Source organism: Bacillus sp. JJ1764 (genome assembly GCF_036962145.1).
Classification (GTDB): Bacteria; Bacillota; Bacilli; order Bacillales; family Cytobacillaceae; genus Neobacillus.
On sequence record NZ_JBALNY010000061.1, the window covers coordinates 21257 to 27579 of the forward strand.

6 protein-coding genes are annotated in these 6323 nt (G+C 38.3%); 1 reads left to right on the top strand and 5 read right to left on the bottom strand.

The genetic code is table 11. The features are described from left to right. Positions 1–4: 4 nt before the first annotated feature. The 5 genes from V7083_RS10365 to V7083_RS10385 all read right to left on the bottom strand — a co-directional run bounded on the left by V7083_RS10365 (position 5) and on the right by V7083_RS10385 (position 4864). Positions 5–481, bottom strand: coding sequence for a MaoC/PaaZ C-terminal domain-containing protein (locus V7083_RS10365; RefSeq protein WP_335477451.1), 477 nt, complete (start codon positions 479–481; stop codon positions 5–7). Positions 482–564: 83 nt separating this feature from the next. Beyond that, positions 565–1503: a malate dehydrogenase gene (gene mdh / locus V7083_RS10370; protein ID WP_335477452.1), complete on the bottom strand. Its 939-nt coding sequence runs from the start codon at positions 1501–1503 to the stop codon at positions 565–567. A 71-nt stretch (positions 1504–1574) separates the two neighbouring features. Further along, positions 1575–2843, bottom strand: a complete 1269-nt coding sequence (icd, locus tag V7083_RS10375; RefSeq protein WP_335477453.1) for an NADP-dependent isocitrate dehydrogenase — start codon at positions 2841–2843, stop codon at positions 1575–1577. 125 nt (positions 2844–2968) lie between these two features. Then, the gene (gene citZ / locus V7083_RS10380; RefSeq protein WP_335477454.1) at positions 2969–4087 is read right to left on the bottom strand and encodes a citrate synthase; all 1119 of its coding nucleotides are present in this window, start codon (positions 4085–4087) and stop codon (positions 2969–2971) included. 342 nt (positions 4088–4429) lie between these two features. Beyond that, the gene (locus tag V7083_RS10385) at positions 4430–4864 is read right to left on the bottom strand and encodes a DUF441 domain-containing protein (protein WP_438823713.1); all 435 of its coding nucleotides are present in this window, start codon (positions 4862–4864) and stop codon (positions 4430–4432) included. A gap of 221 nt (positions 4865–5085) precedes the next feature. Between V7083_RS10385 and ytvI the strand changes: the two genes are divergently transcribed. Then, complete coding sequence (gene ytvI, locus V7083_RS10390) at positions 5086–6201, top strand: sporulation integral membrane protein YtvI (protein ID WP_335477456.1); 1116 nt, start codon at positions 5086–5088, stop codon at positions 6199–6201. Positions 6202–6323: the final 122 nt, after the last annotated feature.

Consider the following 6323-nt stretch of genomic DNA (forward strand, 5'->3'; position numbering starts at 1 on the left):
GTCTCTAAAAATTTTCCATAGCCGTCCCATGAATCTCTTGCAAGCGGTGAGGTGGACAAACTTTCAACGTTCCCTGGATCACTGTTTCTTTTTTTTCATTTGTCCCGGTTACATGGATGGTAACTGTGTGATCCTCATTTGATACATCCATCACTTCGAAGGAAAATTCCACCATGCAATAATGATAAACTGGTTTGGGAAACTCAATATTTTGGCTGATAATATGACTACCTGGCCCTGGTAAATATTTAGAGATCGCCGATGTAATTAAACCTGTCAGCATGATGGATGGAACGATCGGCTTTTCGAATGGGGTCTGTGAAGCGTAGTCATGCTGAATATAAAGTGGGTTAGCATCATCGGTTAGTCCTAAATAAAGCAGTATGTCCTTATCCTCTATTTTCTCTGTTAATGACAATTTTTCTCCGATATTGATTTCATCAATTCTTCTGCCTATTTTTCGTTTTTTTCCTAATAACATCGTCTCATGCCTCCAATGAAAACGGTTTCAAATATAACTAAGAGAAATTCAGGGCACCTTCCCCCCGAATCTCCAAATTCATTTTAAACTAATACGTTCATTACATTTTTGACGGAATCAGCTGATTTATCAAGCGCTTCTTTTTCTTCTTCGGTAAGTTCAAGCTCAATGATTTTTTCAATTCCCCCGGCACCAAGAATCGTTGGAACGCCAAGGTAAATACCATTGTAGCCATACTCACCTTCAAGAAAAGCAATAGAAGGTAATACACGGCGTTGGTCTTTCAGGATCGCCTCGCACATCTCAACTAGTGATGCTGCAGGTGCATAGTAGGCGCTTCCATTTCCAAGCAGGTTAACGATTTCACCGCCGCCTTTTCTAGTGCGTTCAACAATCGCATCCAGCCGTTCTTTTGGAATTAATGTTTCTAGCGGGATTCCACCAGCATAGGAATAACGAACAAGAGGAACCATGTCATCACCATGACCACCTAATACAAAACCGGTGATATCTTTAACAGAAAGATTTAATTCCTGTGAAATAAAAGTACGGAAACGGGCTGTATCAAGGACGCCGGACTGACCAATTACACGATTTTTTGGAAACCCTGATTCTTTAAATACCGTGTAAGTCATTGCGTCAACTGGGTTTGTTAACACAATGATAATCGCGTTGGGAGAATACTTGGAAATTTCCTGTGTAACACTTTTCATTATCTTTTGGTTTGTTTGCACCAGATCATCACGGCTCATACCAGGTTTGCGAGCAATCCCTGCGGTGATGACGACAATATCAGATTCCTTTGTATCTTCATAGTTGGAAGTACCGATGATGTTGGCATCAAAACCTTGAACAGGACTTGCTTCAAGCATATCTAATGCTTTTCCTTTTGTTGGATTCTCCATTTGTGGAATATCAACTAATACAACATCCCCAAGTTCTTTTTGTGCCAGTAAAAATGCAGTTGTTGCTCCTGTGAAACCCCCGCCAATAACAGAAACTTTCTTGCGTTTTAATGACATCTCCTTCTCCCCTTTGTTCGTATTATAGATGAAACAACGGGCCGTCCGAAAACAGCCCATTAGTTAAATCATTATTCCATATTTTTGATAAGCTCATCAGCAAATTCTGAAGTTTTCACTTCAGTAGCCCCTTCCATGAGACGAGCAAAGTCATAAGTAACAACTTTAGATGCAATGGTTTTTTCCATAGATTTCGTAATCATTTTAGCTGCTTCATTCCAGCCAAGATGCTCAAGCATTAATACGCCTGATAAGATCACAGAAGATGGGTTAACTTTATCAAGATTTGCATATTTAGGTGCTGTACCATGTGTTGCTTCGAAAATGGCATGACCAGTTTCATAGTTAATGTTTGCTCCTGGTGCAATACCGATACCGCCAACCTGCGCAGCTAATGCATCAGAAATATAGTCACCATTTAGATTCATTGTAGCAACAACATCGAATTCGCGTGGACGAGTTAAGATTTGCTGTAAGAAGATATCTGCAATGGCATCCTTCACAATAATTTTGCCTGCTGCTTCTGCCTCTGCTTGGGCTTTATTTGCCGCATCTGTTCCTTGTTCTGCTTTAATGCGGTCATACTGTGCCCAAGTAAAGACTTTATCGCCGAATTCTTGTTCTGCAATCTCATAGCCCCAATTTTTAAATGCGCCTTCGGTAAATTTCATGATATTCCCTTTATGCACAATTGTAAGGGACTTTCTTCCCTCTTTAATCACATAGTTAAGTGCTGAGCGAACAAGGCGCTTTGTACCCTCTTCGGAAATTGGCTTAATGCCGATACCGGATGTTTCAGGGAATCTGATTTTCTTAACTCCCATTTCAGTTTGAAGGAAATTGATGATTTTCTTCACTGCATCTGAGCCTTTTTCATACTCAATACCAGCATAAATATCTTCAGTATTTTCACGGAAGATAACCATATCAGTATCCTGTGGACGTTTTACAGGTGATGGAACACCTTCAAACCATCTTACAGGACGCAAGCAAACAAATAGATCTAACTCTTGTCTAAGAGCAACGTTTAAAGAACGAATACCGCCTCCAACTGGAGTTGTTAATGGTCCTTTAATAGCAATTAAATATTCATTGATGACATCGAGGGTTTCTTGTGGAAGCCATTCACCTGTTTGGTTAAACGCCTTTTCTCCAGCTAAAACTTCTTTCCAAACTAATTTGCGCTCACCTTTATAAGCTTTTTCTACTGCTGCATCTAATACTCTATAGGATGCTGCCCAAATATCTGGACCTGTTCCATCCCCCTCGATAAATGGGATAATTGGATTGTTTGGTACATTTAGTACGCCATTATTAACCGTGATTTTTTCACCTTGCATGTTGTAATCTCCCTCCTATGTTATGTACAAAAGTTTAAAAAAATAGCAGACTGAATCAAAGGTTAGAGAATTCTCTAACCTTTACTCAATCTTATTACATCAATTTTTTGCAAAAAAGTAAAATATTAACCCCTTTGTTCAATAGGGATATATTTTTGCATTCCAGGGCCGGTATATTCGGCACGAGGACGAATAAGACGATTGTTCTCGTATTGTTCAAGGATATGAGCAAGCCATCCTGAAACACGACTAACAGCAAAGATAGGTGTAAACAGGTCGTGGTCAATCCCTAAGCTGTGATAGACAGAAGCAGAATAGAAATCAACGTTAGGCGGCAATTTCTTTTCCCCTGTCACGATGTCCTCGATTTTAACGGACATATCGTACCATTGTGGTTCGCCTGTAAGCTCTGTTAATTTCTTAGACATTTTTTTCAAGTGCTTGGCACGTGGGTCACCTAGACGGTATACTCTATGACCAAAACCCATTATTTTTTCTTTCTTTTCAAGTTTACCATGTACGTAGGATTCCACATTTTCTGGTGAGCCGATTTCAGAGAGCATCTTCATAACTGCCTCATTTGCTCCACCGTGAAGAGGTCCCTTAAGTGCACCAATAGCGGCGGTAACTCCTGAATAAATATCAGATAATGTAGCCACACATACACGAGCAGTAAAGGTAGACGCATTTAATTCATGGTCAGCGTGCAGTACTAATGCTTTATCAATTGCTTCCTCTGCAATTTTGTCAGGTACATTGCCGGTTAACATATAAAGGAAATTAGCTGCAAAGCTTAAATCCTGTCTTGGGGCCACAGGCTCAAGTCCTTTTCTAACACGTGCAAATGTAGCGACGATTGACGGCATTTTTGCCTGCAGACGGATCGCTTTACGGAAGTTTGCTTCTGGCTCCATGACATCTGCTTCGTCATCGTATAATCCTAAAAGGGAAACAGCTGAACGAAGTGCTGCCATTGGATGTACTTTTTGAATTGGATACATTTTAAAGTGCTCAATTACTTCTTGAGGCAGAGCTGAATTTTCAGCGAGTTGTTTTTTCAACTCAGCTAATTGAGACGCATTAGGAAGCTCACGATGCCATAATAGATAAATTACTTCTTCAAAACTTGCATTTTCTGCTAAATCATCAATGTCGTAGCCAACATAGGTTAGAGTGTCATCAATAATCGAGCTAATTGAGGAAGTTGTTGCGACTACCCCTTCAAGACCACGTGTAACTGTCATAATAATCTCTCCTTCACCTTTCTAAATTTCCCCATTACCCATATTTCTTTAAATATTTTAAACTGGAATACTTAGGCAGCATCCAGTTCAATTGAAGAAACGGCATTAAAGTACAGTTCAATTACATTCGTGAAAAACTGACTGAGCGATTGCTCGAAGTTGAAACAAAAGCATGTATGCCCTTTCATTCAGGTGAATAATTATTTTACAAGTAAATCAGTATGTCTAATGTGGTTTTATGTAAAAAACTAGACGCTTACAAGCCTATTATAAACAATTTTGAGATTTTTGTGAACGAAAAGGAACTGAAAATAACAAAAAAATTATTATTTTACAAAAAATCTAACTAAATAGTCCAATTAATTTCATGGCAGAATATGCAATCCCTGCACCGATTAAGGGGCCAACCGCAACTCCTTTAAAAATTGAAACAGATAGAATCGTCCCTAAAACTAATGCGGTCGTAATTTGGGGGTCTTCTGCCAGTAGTTTTACTCCACCCTTGGCCAGTAGAGCAACAAGTATCCCTGAAATTAAAGCGATCCATGCATAATAGGATTTAAAGGCTCCGGATAGATCCCTAAATCCGATATCACCACTTGCAATCGGGGCTAATACAGCAATAGTAATAATTGTGACTCCCCAATTGATCCCCTTTGTTTGAATCATACCAAATAACTTATCATTCATTCCTGCAGTCTTTAATAAAAGAAGCACCAAAATAGCAATCATCAATGAACTGTTTTTTGCAATATATCCAATAACTAACAATAACATTAAAAATAAAACCGATTCATTTACCAAATTAATCCACCCTTTCACTAAATTATACTACCATAATATTCATAAAACTTATTCAATTATTATTTAATTGTGGAAACCTTTTTCATAGAAAATCGTATGATTACACTAGAACGATTCCTGTGCATGGAAAAATATGCAAAGACGTTTATAAAATGGTAAACTATACTAGTCACCCTTGGAAGGAGGTTCACTTTTTGAGTCGCATTTACATAAACCGTACAATCAGGTTTTTACTCGTAATTGGTATTATTGTTTTGGGGCTTTTCTCGTTTTATTATTTGTCCAAAGTTACCTATCCATTTTTAATCGGCCTAGTTATCGCCTTTATGATTAACCCGCTTGTCAATCTATTTGAAAAGAAAGCAAAAATGCCGCGGGCTTTAGGTGTCTTTATCGCATTAATTATTATTTTTGCGGTATTTGCCGGTCTCATAACATTATTAGTTGCCGAAATTGTTTCAGGTGCAAATTATTTGGCAAATGTAGTTCCAAAACATTTAGATACTTTAATCAATTACAGTGAAAAATATTTCACTGCACAAATCCTGCCTCTTTATGACCAAATTTCCGGCTACTTTAATAAACTTGAAACCGGACAACAGGATACCATTATAAATAACATCCAAAATGTCGGGAAAAAGATTGGCACTACCGTTGGTTCATTCATACAGAATCTGTTTTTAGGTATTCCCAATATTTTATCTTGGATTCCAAATGCTGCCACAGTCCTAATCTTTTCGTTGTTGGCGACCTTTTTTATCAGTAAAGATTGGTATAAATTAAGGGGAATTGGCAGTAAGATTTTACCTGACCGTGCCAAGTCCAGCAGTAAAACAGTATTTACTGATTTAAAAAAGGCATTATTTGGTTTTATTAAAGCTCAGCTCACCCTAATCTCCATCACTACTGTGATTATTTTAATTGGACTATTAATTTTAAGAGTTGATTACGCCATAACAATTGCTTTATTGGCTGGTATTGTTGATGTTCTCCCTTACTTAGGCACAGGGGCAGTGTTTGTCCCATGGATCATATATGAAGTCATCGGGGGAGATATGGGACTGGCAATTGGTCTTGGTGTCCTTTATATTATTGTCCTAGTGCAGAGACAGATTATGGAGCCCAAAATTCTCTCTTCGAATATTGGTTTGGATCCATTAGCTACCCTTATTTCCTTATTTGTGGGCTTTAAGCTTATTGGCTTTTTAGGTCTGATCCTTGGACCTGTGACATTAGTTATTATCAGTACTCTTTATCGTGCCAAAGTATTTCATGATATTTGGTTGTTTATAAAAGGAAAAGAAATTTAAGCTTCCTTATAAAAAAACGTCAACTCCACTACGGAAGCTGACGTTTTTTTATTTAGGCACCGTTAAACTCGTATGTTGATTTCCGCTCCAGGCACTTCGCTTTCCGTGGGCGTTTCGGCGAG

Excerpts from the sequence above, each read along its gene's own strand:
- mdh (WP_335477452.1), bottom strand. The coding sequence starts at position 1,503 with ATGTCATTAAAACGCAAGAAAGTTTCTGTTATTGGCGGGGGTTTCACA.
- V7083_RS10385 (WP_438823713.1), bottom strand. The coding sequence starts at position 4,864 with ATGTTATTGTTAGTTATTGGATATATTGCAAAAAACAGTTCATTGATG.
- V7083_RS10365 (WP_335477451.1), bottom strand. The coding sequence starts at position 481 with ATGTTATTAGGAAAAAAACGAAAAATAGGCAGAAGAATTGATGAAATC.
- citZ (WP_335477454.1), bottom strand. The coding sequence starts at position 4,087 with ATGACAGTTACACGTGGTCTTGAAGGGGTAGTCGCAACAACTTCCTCA.
- icd (WP_335477453.1), bottom strand. The coding sequence starts at position 2,843 with ATGCAAGGTGAAAAAATCACGGTTAATAATGGCGTACTAAATGTACCA.